Source organism: Streptomyces sp., from assembly GCF_035563135.1.
Taxonomy (GTDB): domain Bacteria; phylum Actinomycetota; class Actinomycetes; order Streptomycetales; family Streptomycetaceae; genus Streptomyces.
Window position 1 is genome coordinate 1 of sequence record NZ_DATMVN010000867.1, and the last position, 15,682, is coordinate 15,682.

Here is a 15,682-nt window from a genome sequence, read left to right on the forward strand (position 1 = left end):
ACACCGGCTACCGGGCCGACGGCAGCGAGGTCACCTACCGGGGGCGGGCCCGGGACGCCGCCGGGAACTGGTCGGCGTACTCGGCCGCCACGACATTCTCCACCCCCGACCTGACCCCGCCCGCCGCCGTCACGGGGCTCCGCGCCGAGTACCGGTCGGGCGTTCCGCATCTGGTGTGGTCGCCCGTCACCGGGGCCGCCTCGTACCAGGTCCTCCAGTACGACCCGGCGACCGGCGGCTACGTCGACGCTCTTCCCGAGGGGAGCCCCAGCACCCGGACCGACGTGGTGCCGCGCCAGTCGGCCGCCGTCGCCGACAGCTACCGGTACGCGGTGCGCTCGCTGGACGCCAAGGGCAACCCTGCCGCGCCGGTGGAGATCACTCTGAAGATGGCCGACCGTCCGGAGGCAATCCCCGCGTTCAAGACCACTGCCAACAGGTTCGACGAGGGTGTGATGGTCGAGTGGAGCAGCGTCGACCCGTGGACCGTCGACGAGCGGCCTCTTCCCACGTACAAGATCATCCGGACCGACACCGCGACCGGCGAGACCGACATCGTGGACCAGTGCAAGCCGAACAGCTCGGTGGACCAGCCGCTGGATGACCCGGACACATACTGGACCTGGGCGGACGACGACGCTCCTCTGTCCGCCCGCAAACAGGTCAACGGCAGCTGCTGGGACGTCCAGGGCAAGTCGGAGACGACGTACGAGTACCGGGTCGTGACGACCGACCGGTACGGACATGTGTCGCAGGCCGGCCCGCCCGCCACGGAGACCACCCCGGACACCCAGCGCCCCGCCACGGTCCAGGACCTGACCGCGGAACGAGTCCCGCTCGGCGTCCGGCTGACCTGGACGCCGCCCGCCGACACCGATGTCTCCGGCTACCGCGCGTGGCAGGGCGTCACCGACCCGGACAGCGGTGAGACGGTCTGGAAGAACAACTGCTGGACCGGCAGCTCCCTGACCAGTACCGAAATCCTCTGCCCGACAGTGCCGGACGGCGCCACCCACGTCTACAAGGTGGCCGCGATCGACGATCACCGCGACGATCCACTCGACGTCCTCCACCCCGCCGAGGTCTCGGTCACCCTGCCCGACACCCGGCCGCCGGGCTGGACGGAGACCGAGGTCCGTGAGGGCCAGTACCCGGATCTGTACGTCGGCTGCTCCGAAAGCTCCGGACTCGGGGACTGTTCCCGGTTCGCGAGCTACCGCGTGGAGCGCTGGGACCCCGTCACTGCCGCCTACGTCACCCTGGCGGAGGGCGCGATGGGTGACGCCGCGTTCTACATGGACACCACGGTGCACGAGGACCGGCTCGGCCTGTACTACTACCGCGTCGTACGGCTCGACGCCTCGGGCGTCGAGGCCGTGACCCGATCGACGGCGTACGGCATCTGGGACTCCTGGCTCTGACCGCACGTGGGAGGGGAACGAAGGGTTCTTCGGTCCCCTCCCACGTGCTGGGCGACGAGCGGTTCGACCGGCCGCAGGACTTCGGCCTGGGCGTGTACTGGGTCCCCTACCTCGATGACTTCCAGGCCCGCTGCCATATCGGCACAGCCACCGTCCGCCTTTCTCCCCGGGAACGCCGGCGCTTGCTCGGCAACGTTGCCCTTGCGGTGGTGAGGGCCTTCGGCTCCACCACGACCGCCGGCGGGGACGACGGATGGGGCGAGGCGGCCATTCCAGCCGAGTGCACCGAGCACACCTGCTGCGAGTTGCTGAGGCTCGGGGGGGATGCCGAGGTCGTCGCACGGGCCGGACTCCGCCAGGCCGTGGCCGCCACCGCAGCGATACTCGCCCGAGCCTACGAGAACAAGGGGCCAGGTGGTGCGCAGGTGGTGCGCGACGCCGGGGGAAGTCTGGGCAACGACGAACCCCCAGGTCCATGAACTGGGGGTTCATGCAAGAGCGGGTGACGAGAATCGAACTCGCGCTCCGAGCTTGGGAATCAACGGTTCTTGAACGGTTGTAGTGACTCTGACCTGCATGTTTGGCCGGGCCGGGCAAGGTCGGTGTGGTCTCTGGGCACCGGGCTTGACCGCTGTTATCCGCTCCGAAGGGCACGGATGGGGCACGAACGCGGTCACTGCGGGGAAACGGCCCCTGGCGTGTCACGCCCAAGCGGTGATGAGGTCGTCGGGGGTGAGGCTGAGGATGCCGTTGGCGCTGCTTCCGCTGCGGGCGACGGCGAGCAGGGGAGTGGAGTCGTCGGTGCCGGGCAGTTGTGAGCGGTGGATGACGAGTCGGGCGAGGTCGCGGTTGTCGAAGGGTTTGTTCTCCAGCCACTTGATGGATCCGACGAAGGTGATCTTCTTGGCGATAGGAGATCGGTCGGCGCCGACGAGGTCGATTTCAGGGTCGTTGGTGCGGGTCCAGTAGCCGCCGATCACGTTGGTGGCCTCGGGCAGCCGGTCGTCGGTCAGGCGCCATAGGGCCTCGCGGATCACAGGTTCGACGGCGCGGCCCCGCCAGGATGTCCAACTGGTGCGGATCGATTCGAGTACACGGTCTCCACGCCCGCGCTCGATCATGGGGATGCCGGGCCCGAGGAAAGAGAGCCAGAAGCGCAGGTACGGATCGGCGACGTGGTAGCGGCTCTCGCGGCTCGGCCTGGTGGACAGCGGAAGGTCGGCCGCCACCATGCGTCGGCTGGTGAGGAGCTCCAGGGAACGTTTCAGAGAGCCTGGATTGAGGTCGCCGGCTGCCCGGCCGATCAGGGTGAAGGTGCGTTCCCCGTGTCCGATGGCACTCAGCACGGTGCGGGCCTGTGCCTCTGTGGGGAACTCGGCGGCCAGAGTGCGCTCGCCGCTGACGAGGAGGGCGGACGTCGGACGGGCCAGCGCCTGCTCCAGGTAGTCCCAGAGGGTGGCACCCGGAGGCCATTCCTCAAGGACGAGCGGGAGGCCGCCAGAGACCAGGAAGGCGTCGAACGCCTCAGCCGGCGGGAGGTCGAGCATGGCGGCGACCTCGGCCGGATTGAGCGGAGGTACGACCATCTCGGTGCCGCGCTGGTAGAAGGGGCGACCGTAGGTGTTCAGCTGCTCCATCATCGCGATGTCCGAGCCGATGAGGACGAGCAGTACGGGGAGCTTGGACAACGTCCGGTCGAATGCCTTCTGCAGCGCGCCCTCGAAAGTGGGGTCCTCGCGTACGAGGTAGGGCATCTCGTCGAGCACGACCACGCTGGGCGTGTCCTGAGGCAGGACACTGGCGAGCAGGCTCAAAGCCGCGTCCCAAGTCTGCGGGGTGGCGAAGTCCGCGAGGCGGCCGGCGTCGGGGAGTGGAGAGACGGCGAGCTCGGCGGCGAATCCTGCCAGGTCCTCGGCCTTCGAGCCGCCTACTGCGGTGAAGAAGACATGAGGAAGCCCGGAGCGTTCCAGGAACTCCTCCACGAGCCGGGACTTGCCGACGCGTCGGCGCCCTCGGATCAGTACGGCGCGCCCGGGCCGCCCGCTGCGTCCGCCGGTCCGTACGGGGGCCAGCAGGTCATCAAGAAGGCCGAGCTCCGTACGACGCCCAACGAATCCGTTCACAGGTTCCACCTCGCCGATCGTTCATTCTCTGCCAGGGCAGGTTACTTTCATAAATGAAAGTTGCGCAAATGCAATGCTTCCTGCGCAGCTGTTGCCGACATCCCGTGAGACCGAGAGAAGATCAAGGCCGGCTTGCATGCGGTGGGCCCGTGTTATGGCACGCCAACTCGCCGACGCCCGGGGTCGATCGACGTCAGTGGCGGGCGCCGGGTGCCGGGAGGTGTGCGTGACAGGGCTGCGTCCACGCGCCTCCGGCAGTCGACGCATGCGACGCGCCAGATTGGACTCGCCTTGTAGTTGTAGATGCTGTTTGAAGCCAGGCTCGGGGCGTGATGGCCGGGCGGAAGGGCGCTGAACAGCGGGAAGAGGGGCAAGGCGCGGAGGTGATACGGGATGGTCAGGCCGGTCTGAACAGCAAGAAAGCCCCCGGCCGCTGGCCTGGGGCTTTTTCATGGGGCGGGTGACGAGAATCGAACTCGCGCTCTGAGCTTGGGAATCAACGGTCCTTGGGCTACCGAAGGTGCTCTGACCTGTGCTTTTCTGTTGGTTGGGATAGTTGCCTACGGTCCCTGGGAGCCGTACCTGACCGCTGTTGTCCGCTCCGATGGGCACGGATGGGGCATGGCCGCTGAGGTGAACGGCCCGATGCGCATCCTGCCGAGCGTCCAGCCTCCCTGCGGCGATCAGTCTTCGTGCGGGGCTTCCAGCTCCTGGAGTCGTTCGCCGATGTCGTTGCCCCATGCCTGTGCCCACTGCCGCAGCCCGGTGATTGCTTGCTCGTCGAGCCCGTAGGCGGCGAATTCTGTGTCGTCGATCCAGTCGGCTCCGCCCAGTCGGGCTTGTAGCTCACTCAGGTCGAAGGCGTCGCGCGCATGGCGCCGTCCGAGCTCTTCGAGTTCGACGTGACTCCAGTGGTTCGCTGCGGCCTGCACGTCGATCAGGTCTCTGGCGAGCCCGCGGTCGGACAACGCGCGGACCTTGGTTCCAACGACATCTTCGAGGGACAGCACCAAGCCGTGCTCGGTGTGCACAAGCGGTCGCCAGAGGGCTTCCTTGAGGATGTCGACTTCGCACTCTTCACGGCTGGTGGGATCGGTGACGATCAGGCGCGCGGACAGCGGGTCTGTTTCCAGAGCGCTGACCTGCCACCCGCGCTGCTCCAAGCCGATGCGCACGGCAGTCGCAATGTCCTCCATGCGCTCGGGGTTCTCGGTCGCGACGTCGAGGTCCTGGCTCAGCCGGTCGACCAGGCCGTGTGCCTGGACCGCGTAGCCGCCGGTAAGCGCCAGAGGATAAGAGCCGCCTACGGCGAGCACGTCTGCAAGTAGGCGACGGTGCAGGTCGGTGAGGTTCACGCCGCGGCCCGGGCGCTGTGAGCCAACTCGTCGAAGGCGCCTTCCCAGACTTCACGGACATCACGGCTGATCAGCGTGCGCAGTGTGGGCCACAGGCTGATGAGAAGGCCATGATTGAGGTACCGGATCAGATCGTCATGCTGGCCCTCGGCCAGGACGATGCGGTAGTAGCTCATCCGCAACCGGGGCTGATCGAGGTCGAACGTGGTCAGTCCCGACCACGCCAGATGAAGAGGCAGGCTCACTGTGCCGTGCTCGGGGCCGGCGAGCTCGGAGAGCGCCGCGGGTGCGCGCCGGGCAAACTTGGCACGGCGGAGATCGGAAAGGCTGGGCTGTGATGCCATACCCCGATTATCCAGGGAGGAGCCGCTGGGGGCCGACCGGACGGTGACAAGGTGCTGCATACAAAGAAGCCCCCGGCCGCTGGCCTGGGGCTTTTTCATGGAGCGGGTGACGAGAATCGAACTCGCGCTCTGAGCTTGGGAATCATCGACGCTCTGCCCGTGATTGTGGCATCTGACCTGCTAAAACGTCCTTTCCGGCGGCGCTTCTGGACGGCCTGGCGATACCCCCGTTCACCGCTGTTCACCGCTCCGAGGGGCACGACCGGGGCACGCTGCCAGAGCGTCGGGCAGGTGCCTAAGCGGATGAGTAAGTCGGAGCGAGCACGGGTGCGCCTCTGGATGCCGTCCCGGACTCGATCGCGAAGTCGGCTTCGAGGGCATCTTTCTATGCATCACCCCCCGCACCTGGCTACGCCTTCCGCGCGGACGTCCAGCCCTGGCGGCGGAGGTTTTCGAAACCGTCCAGGAGGAGGTCCAGGGCAAATTCAAACTCGAACTGGTCGTCGCAGCCACCACCGACCGTGGAGCCCCCGTCGTGGGCGGCCGTGGCGGCCAGTTCCGCGATGTTCGGGTAGCGCGCCACCAGCCCGCGGTCCGGCGGGCCGGAGGGGCCCGAGGTGTCGAACAGTTCCTGGCTGAAGCCGAGGAGGCGGCTGCCCATCGCGTGCATGACGTGGTGCGTGAGGTCGGGGGAGAGGCCGCCGTCCCGGAAGCTCCCGGCCATCGAGTCCAGGTACGCAAGGACAGCCGGGGTGGGGCCGGTCCGGGACTCGATGACCCGGACCGCCCAGGGGTGGCGCAGCAGGACCCGCCGCGCCGAGAGGATCCGCCCGCGGACCACGCGCTGCCAGTCGGGGCCCGCGGCCGGCGGGTCGATCTCGCCGACGACGGCGTCGGCCATGCCGTCGAGCAGCTCCTCCTTGTTGGCCACGTGCTTGTAGAGAGCCATCGGTACGACGTCCAGCTCCTGCGCGAGCCTGCGCATGCTGAGCGCGTCGATGCCGGTGGCGTCGGCGAGCGCGATGGCGGCGCGCAGGACGCGGTCCCTGTTCAGTGGGATCCGTTGCTTGCGTGTGGCTTCCTGACGGGTCATTCCGGTCCGGCCCCTTCCCTCCTCGACGGCCTCCACCTTGACGAGTGTACGTCGTACACCTATGGTCGCTGTCAGGTGTACGGCGTACACCGCGATCGAGCGAGGGGTGCTGGAAAGATGAGTCCGGACCGGAGAACCGCGGTGGCCGCCGGGTCGCTGTTCCTGCTGACCGAGGTCGCCGCGATAGCCGGGGCGATCCTGTACCGCCCCCTGCTGGGCGTCGCGGACGGCCGGCTCCCGCAGGGCGCCGACACGCGGGCGCTGCTCGGGGTGCTCTGCGAGGTGGTGCTGGTGGTGGCGGTGGCCGGTACCGGGGCGGCGCTGTTCCCCGTCCTGCGGCGCCACGGTGAGGGGCTCGCGCTCGGGTACGCCTTCGGGCGACTCCTTGAGGCGGCCGTCATCGCCCTCGGGATCGTCGCGGTCCTGGCACTCGTCACCCTACGGCGGGACGCGGGGGCGGCGGACGGCGCCGATGCCGCGCTGGTGGCCGTGCACAACTGGACGTTCCTGCTCGGGCCCAACATCTCCCTCGGCCTGAACACCGTCCTGCTCGCATACCTGGCGTACCGCGCACGGCTCGTACCGTACTTCATCGTCGTGCTCGGGCTGGTCGGCGGACCGCTGATCTGCGCATCGGCCGTCGCCGTGATGTTCGGGGCCTACGCGCAGCTCTCCGTGGCGGGGGCGGCCGCCGCGCTCCCGGTGTTCGCCTGGGAGCTGGGGCTGGCCGGTTGGCTGATCGTCAGGGGGTTCGGGCCCGGCTCAGGCGCCGCGTCCCGGACAGACGAAGAAGTGGCTGATCCGGCAGGTGTCCGTCGGTGAGGACGGATGGGCCGAGGCGGTCATCCCGGTCGAGGGCACCGAGCACGCGTGCTGCGAGTTGCTGAGGCTCGGGGGGATGTAGAGGTCGTTGCACGGGCCGGACTCCGCCAGGTCGTGGCCGCCACCGCAGCGATACTCGCCCGAGCCTACGAGAACAAGGGGCCAGGTGGTGCGCAGGTGGTGCGCGACGCCGGGGGAAGTCTGGGCAACGACGAACCCCCAGGGCCATGACCTGGGGGTTCATGCAAGAGCGGGTGACGAGAATCGAACTCGCGCTCTGAGCTTGGGAAGCTCATGTTCTACCATTAAACTACACCCGCGTAGCGCGCCGGTGATCGGCGATGCATCGTCCCACACTGTACCCCATCGCAGCCCCCCGGCGTTTTCGCCGTGGGGCTCGCGTGTCGTTGCGGAGTGTGGATGCGGGTGCGGGCTGCGGGAGTTGAGGGCGTAGCGTGTGCGGGCGGAGTGCCGCCTGGAGTGGCGTCCCGTTCATCCCCTAATGTGGCGGTCTCGTCCAAGGCTGGTTGGGGAAGGGACTTGATGTCGTCGATGGAGCGCACCGTCGTCCGCTGTGCCGAGGGGCACGTCTTTACCACCTCGTCGTTCCCGATGCAGCAGCTCGGGTCCGAGCGGATCGGTCCCGGGCGGCTCATCCGCTGTCCGCGCTGTGCGCGGTTGAGGCGGGCCGTTCCGGTGGTGTTCGAGGAGCACTAGAGGTGTGAGGCAGGCACGCGCAGGACGGTCCGGTTGGGGTCGGCCTGCGCGTTCTGCGTATCCTCGGTGCGTGCTTCTCTCAGATAAGGACCTCCGGGCCGAGATCGATGCCGGGCGGGTTCGCATTGACCCGTTCGACGCTTCGATGGTGCAGCCCTCGAGCATCGATGTGCGGCTGGACCGCTACTTCCGGGTGTTCGAGAACCACCGCTATCCGCATATCGATCCCGCCGTCGAGCAGGTGGACCTGACCCGTCAGGTCGAGCCGGAGGGGGACGAGGCGTTCATCCTCCACCCCGGGGAGTTCGTCCTGGCCTCCACCTACGAGGTCATCTCGCTCCCCGACGACCTGGCGTCGCGGCTGGAGGGGAAGAGCTCGCTGGGCCGGCTCGGGCTGGTGACGCACTCCACGGCCGGGTTCATCGACCCCGGTTTCTCGGGGCACGTCACTCTGGAGCTGTCGAATCTGGCGACGTTGCCGATAAAGCTCTGGCCGGGAATGAAGATCGGGCAGCTGTGCATGTTCCGGCTGACCTCTTCTTCGGAGTTCCCGTACGGATCCGAGCGCTACGGATCGCGCTATCAGGGCCAGCGAGGGCCGACCGCCTCGCGTTCTTACATGAATTTCCACAGGACTCAGGTGTGATGCGGCATGGCTGGTGAGATGCGGGAGAATCTGACGTACGAGGCCTTCGGGCACGCCGTGCGCGAGCTGGCGCAGGCGGTGGCCGACGACGGCTACGAGCCGGACGTCGTGCTGAGCATCGCGCGGGGCGGGGTCTTCGTCGCGGGCGGTCTGGCGTACGCCCTGGACTGCAAGAACATCCATCTGGTGAACGTCGAGTTCTACACCGGGGTCGGGACCACGCTGGAGATGCCGGTCATGCTGGCACCCGTTCCCAACGCCATCGACTTCACGCAGAAGAAGGTCCTCATCGCCGACGACGTCGCCGACACGGGCAAGACGCTGAAGCTGGTCCGTGACTTCTGCATCGACCATGTGGCCGAGGTGCGCAGTGCGGTCATCTACGAGAAGCCGCAGTCGCTGGTGAAGTGCGAATACGTGTGGAAGAAGACCGATCAGTGGATCAACTTCCCGTGGAGCGTGGAGAAGCCCGTCGTGCGTCGTGAGGGACAGATCCTCGACTCCTAGGCTGCGCCGGAGGAGAAACGGGAGGGCCCCGGTGCGACGCACCGGGGCCCTCCCGTGTCGGGCCGGGTCAGATCGTGCCGAGCTTGATGATCGAGAGCAGCGCGATCAGCTGGATCGCGGAGGCACCCAGGGCCTTCGGCCACGGCAGGTCGTGCGACTTGCTCACCATCGAGGTGAACAGCGCTCCGGCGGCCAGCCAGGTGATCCAGCCGAGGATCTGGACCAGGGAGTTCTCGCCGCCGAGGAACAGGGCGAAGATCAGGCGGGGCGCGTCCGTGATCGACATGATGAGCATCGACAGGCCCACGGTCGGCTGCCAGGAGCCCGTGCCGCCGAGCTGGCGGGCCAGGGTGTGGGTGACCGCGCCGAGGACCAGTCCGCCGATGACGAAGCCGACACCCGTGAAGATCACGTACGGGGCGGCCGTGGAGACCTCCGCGTGGATCGCCTCGTCGCGCGCCTGGTCGAAGCCGAAGAGGGCGAGCAGGCCGTAGACGAACGTGACGACGATCGCGGGGCCCCAGACGGGGTGGTCGCGCATCTGCCAGAACGTCGGTCCGGGCCGCATCACGATGCCGCTCAGCAACTGCTTCCAGTGCAGCCTGGGCCCCGAGGGGTGCGCGGGGGCCTGACCGGCCCGGTAGGTGTTCCCGTCGCCGTACGGGTCCTCGTCGATCCTGAACGCCTGGGTGTGACCCGGGGCGTCGGCGTACGGGTCCTGCCGCGAGGGCTGGTGGTGCGGGTCGCCGAAGTACTCCGGTTCGCCGTGTCCGCCTGGGTGCCCGCTCCCCCCTCCGTGTCCGTTGCCGCCGTGCCCGCCGCCGTACGGTGCGCCCTGGGGGCCGCCGTACGGTGTGCCGTTGCCTCCTGTCGGGGGCCATGGCTGCCCGCCGTACGGCGGCGGTGATGCCTGCGCGCCGTACGGCTGCTGCCGCTGCGGGTGTTGTTGCGGTGTGCGGTTGTCCCGGCCGCGTCCGATCCTGAATCCAGCCACACATCGAACGTACCTGGTCCGTGCGGGTGCGGTGTGGGGGCCGGGGGAACAAGGGGCCCATTGCGGCCTAGCTGTGACATCCCCTAGGGGTACCCCGGGGGGCCTGCACCACCTCGGGGAGGGGCCTCGGCGGCGCCCGGGACACACGGAAGCGGCCGGTCCCGCCCCCGAGGCAGGTCCGGCCGCTTCCGTGGTGGGAGACGGCTACTGAACGGGTTCCGGTTCCGGCCGGCCGGCCGGCTCCGCGTCGCCCGTCGGGTCGGCGGGTGTCTTCACCGACTCCAGGAGCAGCTGCGACACGTCGACGACCTGCACCGATTCCTTGGCTTTGCCGTCGTTCTTCTTGCCGTTGACCGAGTCGGTCAGCATGACGAGGCAGAACGGGCAGGCGGTGGAGACGATGTCCGGGTTGAGGGAGAGGGCTTCGTCGACGCGTTCGTTGTTGATGCGCTTGCCGATCCGCTCCTCCATCCACATCCGGGCTCCGCCGGCGCCGCAGCAGAAGCCGCGCTCCTTGTGGCGGTGCATCTCCTCGTTCCGCAGGCCCGGGACCTTCGCGATGATCTCGCGCGGGGGCGTGTAGATCTTGTTGTGGCGGCCCAGGTAGCAGGGGTCGTGGTAGGTGATCAGGCCCTCGACCGGGGTCACCGGGATCAGCTTGCCCTCGTCCACCAGGTGCTGGAGCAGCTGTGTGTGGTGGATGACCTCGTATTCGCCGCCGAGCTGCGGGTACTCGTTGGCGATGGTGTTGAAGCAGTGCGGGCAGGTCGCGACGATCTTCTTCGAGGCCTTGGGCTTCTTCGTGCCGGGTTCGTCGTCGTCCTCGCCGAATGCCATGTTCAGCATCGCGACGTTCTCCTGGCCGAGCTGCTGGAACAGCGGTTCGTTGCCCAGGCGGCGGGCGGAGTCGCCGGTGCACTTCTCGTCGCCGCCCATGATCGCGAACTTGACGCCCGCGATGTGCAGGAGTTCCGCGAAGGCCTTCGTCGTCTTCTTGGCGCGGTCCTCCAGGGCGCCGGCGCAGCCGACCCAGTAGAGGTAGTCGATCTCGCTGAGGTCCTCGATGTCCTTGCCGACGATCGGGACCTCGAAGTCGACCTCCTTGGTCCACTCCACGCGCTGCTTCTTGGCCAGCCCCCAGGGGTTGCCCTTCTTCTCCAGGTTCTTGAGCATCGTGCCCGCCTCGGACGGGAACGCGGACTCGATCATCACCTGGTAGCGGCGCATGTCGACGATGTGGTCGATGTGCTCGATGTCGACCGGGCACTGCTCCACGCACGCGCCGCAGGTGGTGCAGGACCACAGCACGTCCGGGTCGATGACGCCGTTCTCCTGGGCGGTGCCGATGAGGGGGCGCCCGGCCTCGGCCAGGGCGGAGGCCGGCACGTCCTTGAGCTGCTCGGCGGTGGCCTTCTCGGTGCCTTCCATGTCCTTGCCGCCGCCGGCCAGCAGGTACGGCGCCTTGGCGTGCGCGTGGTCGCGCAGGGACATGATCAGGAGCTTCGGGGAGAGCGGCTTGCCGGTGTTCCAGGCGGGGCACTGCGACTGGCAGCGGCCGCACTCGGTGCAGGTGGAGAAGTCGAGGATGCCCTTCCAGGAGAACTGCTCGACCTGGGAGACACCGAAGGTGTCGTCCTCGCCCGGGTCCTCCCAGTCGATCTCCTTGCCGCCCGTGGTCATCGGCTGGAGCGCGCCGAGCGCCGACGAGCCGTCCGCGTTGCGCTTGAACCAGATGTTCGGGAAACCGAGGAAGCGGTGCCAGGCGACACCCATATTGGTGTTGAGCGAGACCGTGATCATCCAGATCAGCGAGGTGCCGATCTTGATCATCGCGGTGAAGTAGATGAGGTTCTGCAGCGTGCCGAGCGCGAGGCCCTTGAAGGCGAGCACCAAGGGGTACGAGACGAAGTAGGCGGCCTCGTAGCCCTCGACGTGGTGGATCGCGCCTTCGAGGCCGCGCAGGGCCAGGATCGCCAGGCCGATGACGAGGATGACGTACTCGACGAAGTACGCCTGCCAGGCCTTGGAGCCGGCGAAGCGCGACTTGCGGCCGGCCCGCGAGGGCAGGTTCAGCAGCCGGATGGCCATCAGCGTGACGATGCCGAGCACGGTCATGATGCCGATGAACTCGATGTACATCTCGAACGGCAGCCAGCCACCGACCACCGGCAGCACCCAGTCGGCCTGGAAGAGCTGTCCGTACGCCTGGAGGAGCGTCGGCGGCAGGGTCAGGAAGCCGATCGCGACGAACCAGTGGGCGAAGCCCACGATCCCCCACCGGTTCATCCGGGTGTGGCCGAGGAATTCCTTGACCAGGGTGATCGTGCGCTGCTTGGGGGCGTCGGTGCGGCTGCCTGCTGGTACCGGCTGTCCGAGACGGACGAACCGGTAGATCTGCGCGACGGCTCGGGCGATGAGCGCAACGCCGACGACAGTCAGCACCAGCGACACGATGATCGCGGCGAGTTGCATGTGGGGCTCCTCGGGCCTGCGAGGGTGGGATCCAGCGCGTACAAGCGATTACTAAGCAGTAACTTAATCAGTCTGTGCTGACACTATCCACTTATTCCGCCGCGCTGTAGCCGCGCAGGCGGTGATCTGTGTCGCTCAGGTGAGCCTTCCCCGGGTGTCGCGGTCCGCGCAGGGCCGCTCGCAGGTGGATGCGTACGGATTGCGCCAGGATCGCCAGGTCGAGCCCTGTCCCATGATGCTCTGCGTAGTGCGCGTCCAGGAGGGCGGGTTCGTCCCAGGGCATTCCGGAGCGGGCGCGCACCTGGGCCAGGCCGGTCAGGCCCGGCCGGAGGCCCTGCCGCCAGTGCCCGGCGGCGGAGCCGGGCAGGGCGGCCTCGTCCGGGGTGAGCGGCGCCGGGCCGACCAGGGAGAGGTCTCCCCGTACGACGTGGGGCAGCCTGGACAGCAGGTCGAGCCGGAACCGCCGGGTGCGCAGCGAGCGCAGCTCGAAGAGGTGGCCGCCGAGGCCCACCCTGGTCTCGCGCCGGAGCACGCCTCCCGCGCTGCGGGGCGGCCGGAGGGCGAGGGCCAGGGCGGCGAGGGTGAGGACGGGCGCCGCCAGGAGCAGGAGTGCCGTGCCGAGCGCCAGGTCCAGGACCCGCTTGGCGGTCAGGGCTTTCAGGGGGCCGGTGAGCCGAGTGGCGGCCACGGCCGCCAGGTTCCTGGCGATGCGTCCGGTCCCCGCCCGGGCGAGGGCGCGGCCGGGAATGAGGGCGAGGGCGCGGCCGGGGATGCGGGTGGGGCCGAAGGGCCGGCCGGCCGGGGAGTCCATCGTCCAGGTCCCCGTCGCCGGGGAGGGGCGCCTCTTCCTTCGCGTCGCAGTCTGCTCGGCGTTCCGCATTGCACCTGCCCGGAGTCGATGACGTAACGGTATGCCCTTTTCGGTGCATTTTGTGACAGAACGATCCCATGGTGCGAAGGTGGGAGGCGTGCGTGTGGCGTGCCGCGCGTGCCGGGAGGTGCGGGGCGAGGCGGTCCTCGTGGGCTTCCGCCCCCCTCGCATGAGTGAATTGCCTGCTCAGCGCGCATGTGAGCATATAAGTTGAGCGTAAGTGGCTCAGGTCCTTTGACTCCGGGATGGGTGTCATGCATCCTTGAGTCAGATCCACTCAAGTAGTCAGTTGGAGGAATTGAAATGGCACGTGCGGTCGGCATCGACCTGGGCACGACTAACTCCGTCGTCAGCGTTCTCGAAGGCGGCGAGCCCACCGTCATCACCAACGCCGAAGGCGCCAGGACCACGCCGTCCGTCGTCGCCTTCGCGAAGAACGGCGAGGTGCTGGTCGGCGAGGTCGCCAAGCGTCAGGCGGTCACCAACGTCGACAGGACGATCCGTTCGGTCAAGCGCCACATGGGCACCGACTGGAAGATCGAGCTCGACGGCAAGAACTTCAACCCGCAGCAGATGAGCGCCTTCATCCTGCAGAAGCTGAAGCGCGACGCCGAGTCCTACCTGGGCGAGAAGGTCACCGACGCGGTGATCACCGTCCCGGCGTACTTCAACGACTCGGAGCGCCAGGCGACCAAGGAGGCCGGCGAGATCGCGGGCCTGAACGTCCTGCGCATCGTCAACGAGCCGACCGCCGCCGCCCTGGCGTACGGCCTCGACAAGGACGACCAGACGATCCTCGTCTTCGACCTCGGTGGCGGCACCTTCGACGTGTCCCTCCTGGAGATCGGCGACGGCGTCGTCGAGGTGAAGGCCACCAACGGTGACAACCACCTCGGTGGTGACGACTGGGACCAGCGGGTCGTCGACTACCTGGTGAAGCAGTTCGCCAACGGGCACGGCGTGGACCTGTCCAAGGACAAGATGGCTCTCCAGCGTCTGCGTGAGGCCGCGGAGAAGGCGAAGATCGAGCTCTCGTCCTCGACCGAGACCACGATCAACCTGCCCTACATCACGGCGTCCGCCGAGGGCCCGCTGCACCTGGACGAGAAGCTCACGCGCTCGCAGTTCCAGCAGCTGACCGCGGACCTCCTGGACCGCTGCAAGACCCCGTTCCACAACGTCATCAAGGACGCGGGCATCCAGCTCTCCGAGATCGACCACGTCGTTCTCGTCGGTGGCTCCACCCGCATGCCGGCCGTCGCCGAGCTCGTCAAGGAGCTGACCGGCGGCCAGGAGGCCAACAAGGGCGTGAACCCGGACGAGGTCGTCGCCATCGGCGCCTCGCTCCAGGCCGGTGTCCTCAAGGGCGAGGTCAAGGACGTCCTGCTCCTCGACGTCACCCCGCTGTCCCTCGGCATCGAGACCAAGGGAGGGATCATGACCAAGCTCATCGAGCGCAACACCACGATCCCGACCAAGCGCTCCGAGATCTTCACGACGGCCGAGGACAACCAGCCGTCGGTGCAGATCCAGGTCTACCAGGGCGAGCGCGAGATCGCGGCGTACAACAAGAAGCTCGGGATGTTCGAGCTCACCGGTCTGCCGCCGGCCCCGCGCGGGGTGCCGCAGATCGAGGTCGCCTTCGACATCGACGCCAACGGCATCATGCACGTCGCTGCCAAGGACCTCGGCACCGGCAAGGAGCAGAAGATGACCGTCACCGGTGGCTCCTCGCTGCCGAAGGACGAGGTCAACCGGATGCGCGAAGAGGCCGAGAAGTACGCGGAGGAGGACCACGCCCGTCGCGAGGCCGCCGAGTCGCGCAACCAGGGTGAGCAGCTCGTCTACCAGACGGAGAAGTTCCTCAAGGACAACGAGGACAAGGTCCCCGGTGACGTGAAGACGGAGGTGGAGACCGCGCTCACCGAGCTGAAGGAGAAGCTCAAGGGCGAGGACACCGCCGAGATCCGTACCGCCACCGAGAAGGTCGCGGCCGTCTCCCAGAAGCTGGGCCAGGCGATGTACGCCAACGCCCAGGCCGAAGGCGGTACGCCGGGCGCCGAGGCGCCGGGCGACGGCCAGGCCAAGGCCGACGACGACGTCGTCGACGCCGAGATCGTGGACGACGAGAAGGACACGAAGGGCGGTGCGGTGTGACCGAGGAGACCCCGGGCTTCGAGGAGAAGCCTGACGTCCCCTCCGGCGCCAGCTCCGACGACGCCGAACCGAAGGCGGCCGCCTCCTCCTCCGAGGAGGAGGCGGCCGCCCCGGCCGGGGACGTACAGCAGACAGCGGCCCTGACGGCCGAGCTGGACCA

General features: G+C 68.1%; 12 protein-coding genes, 1 tRNA gene and 2 pseudogenes. 7 read left to right on the forward strand and 8 right to left on the reverse strand.

Translation table 11 applies throughout. From position 1 onward, the window contains the following. Positions 1 to 1,421, forward strand: a pseudogene (locus tag VN520_RS38235) (hypothetical protein); the annotation flags it as partial. Positions 1,422 to 1,465: 44 nt separating this feature from the next. Beyond that, the gene (locus VN520_RS38240) at positions 1,466 to 1,900 is read left to right on the forward strand and encodes a WYL domain-containing protein (protein ID WP_325751556.1); all 435 of its coding nucleotides are present in this window, start codon (positions 1,466 to 1,468) and stop codon (positions 1,898 to 1,900) included. Between the two features lie 222 nt (positions 1,901 to 2,122). On the opposite strand, the gene VN520_RS38245 is transcribed toward VN520_RS38240, so the two are convergent. The 4 genes from VN520_RS38245 to VN520_RS38260 all read right to left on the reverse strand — a co-directional run bounded on the left by VN520_RS38245 (position 2,123) and on the right by VN520_RS38260 (position 6,336). Next, on the reverse strand, positions 2,123 to 3,544 hold the full coding sequence (locus VN520_RS38245) for an ATP-binding protein (RefSeq protein WP_325751557.1): 1,422 nt from the start codon (positions 3,542 to 3,544) through the stop codon (positions 2,123 to 2,125). Positions 3,545 to 4,227: 683 nt separating this feature from the next. After that, complete coding sequence (locus tag VN520_RS38250) at positions 4,228 to 4,899, reverse strand: nucleotidyl transferase AbiEii/AbiGii toxin family protein (RefSeq protein ID WP_325751558.1); 672 nt, start codon at positions 4,897 to 4,899, stop codon at positions 4,228 to 4,230. Further along, on the reverse strand, positions 4,896 to 5,243 hold the full coding sequence (locus tag VN520_RS38255) for a transcriptional regulator (RefSeq protein ID WP_325751559.1): 348 nt from the start codon (positions 5,241 to 5,243) through the stop codon (positions 4,896 to 4,898). The genes VN520_RS38250 and VN520_RS38255 overlap by 4 nt, the downstream gene beginning before the upstream one ends. 409 nt (positions 5,244 to 5,652) lie before the next feature. After that, positions 5,653 to 6,336: a TetR/AcrR family transcriptional regulator C-terminal domain-containing protein gene (locus VN520_RS38260; RefSeq protein ID WP_325751560.1), complete on the reverse strand. Its 684-nt coding sequence runs from the start codon at positions 6,334 to 6,336 to the stop codon at positions 5,653 to 5,655. Positions 6,337 to 6,453: 117 nt separating this feature from the next. Between VN520_RS38260 and VN520_RS38265 the strand changes: the two genes are divergently transcribed. Then, the gene (locus VN520_RS38265; RefSeq protein ID WP_325751561.1) at positions 6,454 to 7,158 is read left to right on the forward strand and encodes a DUF4386 domain-containing protein; all 705 of its coding nucleotides are present in this window, start codon (positions 6,454 to 6,456) and stop codon (positions 7,156 to 7,158) included. Positions 7,159 to 7,407: 249 nt separating this feature from the next. On the opposite strand, the gene VN520_RS38270 is transcribed toward VN520_RS38265, so the two are convergent. After that, positions 7,408 to 7,478 (reverse strand) — tRNA-Gly (locus VN520_RS38270). A gap of 467 nt (positions 7,479 to 7,945) precedes the next feature. Here VN520_RS38270 and dcd point away from each other — a divergent pair. Next, positions 7,946 to 8,521: a dCTP deaminase gene (gene dcd, locus VN520_RS38275; protein WP_103515797.1), complete on the forward strand. Its 576-nt coding sequence runs from the start codon at positions 7,946 to 7,948 to the stop codon at positions 8,519 to 8,521. Between the two features lie 6 nt (positions 8,522 to 8,527). Continuing rightward, a complete protein-coding gene (locus tag VN520_RS38280; protein ID WP_325751562.1) occupies positions 8,528 to 9,028 on the forward strand; it encodes a phosphoribosyltransferase in 501 nt (166 codons plus the stop codon). A 67-nt stretch (positions 9,029 to 9,095) separates the two neighbouring features. Here the strand turns inward: VN520_RS38280 and VN520_RS38285 are convergent, their stop codons facing one another. The 3 genes from VN520_RS38285 to VN520_RS38295 all read right to left on the reverse strand — a co-directional run bounded on the left by VN520_RS38285 (position 9,096) and on the right by VN520_RS38295 (position 13,305). Next, positions 9,096 to 10,022, reverse strand: a complete 927-nt coding sequence (locus VN520_RS38285) for a Yip1 family protein (RefSeq protein WP_325751563.1) — start codon at positions 10,020 to 10,022, stop codon at positions 9,096 to 9,098. Positions 10,023 to 10,226: 204 nt separating this feature from the next. Continuing rightward, a complete protein-coding gene (locus VN520_RS38290) occupies positions 10,227 to 12,494 on the reverse strand; it encodes a (Fe-S)-binding protein (protein ID WP_325751564.1) in 2,268 nt (755 codons plus the stop codon). A 91-nt stretch (positions 12,495 to 12,585) separates the two neighbouring features. After that, positions 12,586 to 13,305, reverse strand: a complete 720-nt coding sequence (locus tag VN520_RS38295) for a sugar transferase (RefSeq protein WP_325751565.1) — start codon at positions 13,303 to 13,305, stop codon at positions 12,586 to 12,588. Positions 13,306 to 13,668: 363 nt separating this feature from the next. On the opposite strand from VN520_RS38295, the gene dnaK reads away from it, so the two are divergent. Further along, the gene (dnaK, locus tag VN520_RS38300) at positions 13,669 to 15,522 is read left to right on the forward strand and encodes a molecular chaperone DnaK (protein WP_325751566.1); all 1,854 of its coding nucleotides are present in this window, start codon (positions 13,669 to 13,671) and stop codon (positions 15,520 to 15,522) included. Further along, positions 15,519 to 15,682: pseudogene (locus VN520_RS38305) on the forward strand (nucleotide exchange factor GrpE); the annotation flags it as partial. The gene dnaK and the pseudogene VN520_RS38305, both read left to right, overlap by 4 nt.

Excerpts from the sequence above, each read along its gene's own strand:
- VN520_RS38255 (WP_325751559.1), bottom strand. The coding sequence starts at position 5,243 with ATGGCATCACAGCCCAGCCTTTCCGATCTCCGCCGTGCCAAGTTTGCC.
- VN520_RS38260 (WP_325751560.1), bottom strand. The coding sequence starts at position 6,336 with ATGACCCGTCAGGAAGCCACACGCAAGCAACGGATCCCACTGAACAGG.
- VN520_RS38265 (WP_325751561.1), top strand. The coding sequence starts at position 6,454 with ATGAGTCCGGACCGGAGAACCGCGGTGGCCGCCGGGTCGCTGTTCCTG.
- VN520_RS38280 (WP_325751562.1), top strand. The coding sequence starts at position 8,528 with ATGGCTGGTGAGATGCGGGAGAATCTGACGTACGAGGCCTTCGGGCAC.
- VN520_RS38290 (WP_325751564.1), bottom strand. The coding sequence starts at position 12,494 with ATGCAACTCGCCGCGATCATCGTGTCGCTGGTGCTGACTGTCGTCGGC.
- VN520_RS38295 (WP_325751565.1), bottom strand. The coding sequence starts at position 13,305 with ATGGACTCCCCGGCCGGCCGGCCCTTCGGCCCCACCCGCATCCCCGGC.
- dnaK (WP_325751566.1), top strand. The coding sequence starts at position 13,669 with ATGGCACGTGCGGTCGGCATCGACCTGGGCACGACTAACTCCGTCGTC.